3 protein-coding genes and 1 pseudogene are annotated in these 2,203 nt (G+C 62.9%); all 4 read right to left on the bottom strand.

Going from position 1 to position 2,203, the window contains the following annotated elements; genetic code table 11:
- Positions 1 to 98: pseudogene (locus tag JKG68_RS31970) on the bottom strand (cupin domain-containing protein); the annotation flags it as partial.
- Between the two features lie 241 nt (positions 99 to 339).
- Positions 340 to 681 (bottom strand): SWEET family sugar transporter, encoded by a 342-nt coding sequence (locus tag JKG68_RS31975; RefSeq protein ID WP_202066412.1) that lies wholly within the window; start codon positions 679 to 681, stop codon positions 340 to 342.
- A gap of 3 nt (positions 682 to 684) precedes the next feature.
- Entirely contained in the window at positions 685 to 963 is a 279-nt protein-coding gene (locus tag JKG68_RS31980; protein ID WP_202066414.1) for an SWEET family sugar transporter, read from the bottom strand.
- A gap of 589 nt (positions 964 to 1,552) precedes the next feature.
- Positions 1,553 to 1,843, bottom strand: a complete 291-nt coding sequence (locus JKG68_RS31985; RefSeq protein WP_202066416.1) for a hypothetical protein — start codon at positions 1,841 to 1,843, stop codon at positions 1,553 to 1,555.
- Between the last annotated feature and the right edge of the window lie 360 nt (positions 1,844 to 2,203).

Raw genomic sequence — 2,203 nt, forward strand, 5'->3', positions numbered from 1 at the left:
AACTGCCAGAGGCGCACGAAGATGGTGCAGCCTTCCTCTGACGCAGGGATATGCGAGGTGCCCGGCGGGTTGCGGAAATAGCTTCCGGCCGGGTACTCGCGAGACTTGGCCGCAGAGCTTGAAAACAGCGGTGGGCATCTAGCCATCGGTCCTGACGGCCAAGCTCGTAACTGGGGTGGAAAGCGGTTCTTCCCTGGCTTCTCCCACTACCCAGGGCAGACCGGAAGGCGCGCTTCCGATCCGAAGCTTCCCTGCGGGTCCAATGCGAACCCGCCGATGGCAACACGGCCTTCTCTCCACCACACCTGAGCAGCGAGTTACCGGATGATGGTCTGGGACTCACCCGGCAACGGGTTCAGCCGTTCCTGACGCCTTTTGCTTCCGCCCGTCCTCACGGCAGCTTCCTCCCGCGGGGTGCAGGCGCGAGCCGCGGACCTTCAAAATCAGGATGACCGAGCTCAGCACCAATCCAAGGCCGCTGAAGATCAGCACGGGCAGGCTGCCGAGAGCGTAGCCGTAGATCATCCACAGCAACAGCCCGAAGGTGCGCACCGCGAACATGCGCAGGGAAATGGCGGCCACATCACCGGTCCGGCAGCATTTCACGACCTGCGGCACGAAGCTGTAGAGGCCGATGCAGCCGGCCGCGAACCCACTCAGGGTGGCAAGCGATACATCCATGGCTCAGCGTCCTTCTTCCGGCTTCAGGCCACGCAGCTTCATTGCCAGGACAAGACCGGCGAATACCACGTTAACGGCATTGAACAGGATCACCGGCACGCTGGTGATCATCAGCCCGTGCACGATCCAGAGGCTGTAGGCGATCAGGGAGGCCACATACATGCGCTTGGAGATTGCCTCGGTGTCTCGCTCGCGCCAGGCCTTGAGTACCTGCGGCACAAAGCTGAAGCTGGTGCACAGCCCTGCCGCCAGGCCCAAGGCCGTAAGCCACCACGTCTGCATCGTCCGCTCCCCATCACGTGAACGTCATGAACACGTCGAGGGTGGCGAGGTTCCCGCCGCATGCCATCGTGCCGCACCAGTTCCTTTTTCTGCTTGCAAGCAGAGGCTGCGCCGCGCGGGCGTAAAAGGAGCCCCGCACGAGCAATGGAGCGGGGCACAGTCTACGGAAGCTGGTCAAGGAGACCTGCGCAAGGGCAGGTTGCCTCCGCACGAGATCAACCGCACATCCTCATCAACGTTCCTCCGCAAAACCGCTGAGGCGGACGCAAGAAATGGAGCCTGTAGTGAGATGGATGAGAGCTTCCCGCCATGATCTTCGTTTACGGCCTGGCTTTGTCCTCGGGGCGGGTAAGGCCTGTACGCTGATTTGGCACGCAGTCCCGAGATCGCGACCGGGGCTGCGGCAGGGGCTGAGGGAGGCTTGGCAGGGCTGAAAACAACATAGGTCTGTCCCAAAGACGGCCAGGCCATCCGCCTGGTGATCCGTACCCGGAGGCTCCGATACGCACTCCAGCGGCACAGGATGGACCACCTCGGCCGTAACCTGTGCAGTCCGTCGCTGGGTGCCATGATCCCGAAGGACAGCGCTCTACTTACGCTTGTCGTTGTCGAACACCTTGGGCTGGCTCGTGGCCGTCCCGGAGGTGGACGAGGGGCTGATCGTGCCGGCACCCGTCGCCCGTGACCGCCCGCGCATGAAGTACCAGACGAGGCCGGCAACGATCGCCAGACCAATGATGATCCAGAGCCAAGGGGTGCCGCTGCCGTCATCCGCAGGTGCAGGAGGCGAGCCGGGTGTGGCAGGCGGGGTGGCCTGGGCAAGAGCCTCATTCACTGCGGTGAGCGTCATGATCGTGAAGACGTGGAGCCGATTGAGCATTATGTTCCCCTTTCGCCCATAAGGGCTGGGGATCAACGTTGGCCACAGCCCCACGTTCCTCTCACCTTGTATTCGGGTGCGTCCTTGCCTTGGTTTTCTCGGCCAGCGTGCGGTAGCCCCATAGACAGCGACTCATGTGGCGGCCGCCGATTGGCTTTGGTTCACCCGAGTGCAGCAATGGCCGAACCGTCGGTTGGATCCCAGTCAGTGGCTGGCGCCGCGTGCGCCCCAACATCCTCTCCCTCAAGGGAGAGGGCTTTCGGCGCGAGATCCGCTAAGTTCCTCCCGGCGTAGGATCACAGCGGTGTCGCGGCGTTCACTCCAGGTTGATGGCTCCGACCCCAAAACCTGTCCTATCGA

Source organism: Microvirga aerilata, from assembly GCF_016743775.1.
Taxonomy (GTDB): Bacteria; Pseudomonadota; Alphaproteobacteria; order Rhizobiales; family Beijerinckiaceae; genus Microvirga; species Microvirga aerilata.